The organism is Mycobacterium sp. NGS34 (assembly GCF_059812845.1).
This window is the reverse complement of record NZ_JCALDM010000074.1, coordinates 1-242: the sequence shown is the minus strand read 5'-3', so window position 1 is coordinate 242 and position 242 is coordinate 1. Positions and strand designations below refer to the sequence as shown.

1 protein-coding gene is annotated in these 242 nt (G+C 62.4%); it reads left to right on the top strand.

Annotated elements, in window-relative coordinates:
* Positions 1-242 (top strand): WXG100 family type VII secretion target (locus tag AC5Y7V_RS31445; RefSeq protein ID WP_499883801.1); only part of this gene is annotated, 242 nt, incomplete at both ends.

The following is a 242-nucleotide window of genomic DNA, read 5'->3' as shown; positions in this document are numbered from 1 at the left end:
ATCAATTACCAGTTTGGCGATGTGGATGCCCATGGTGCGACGATTCGCGCCCAGGCCGCGTCGTTGGAAGCCGAGCACCAGGCCATCGTTCGCGATGTGCTGGCCGCTGGTGACTTCTGGGGTGGCGCCGGTTCGGTGGCCTGCCAGGAGTTCATCACCCAGTTGGGTCGCAACTTCCAGGTGATCTACGAGCAGGCCAACTCGCATGGCCAGAAGGTGCAGACGGCCGGCAGCAACATGTC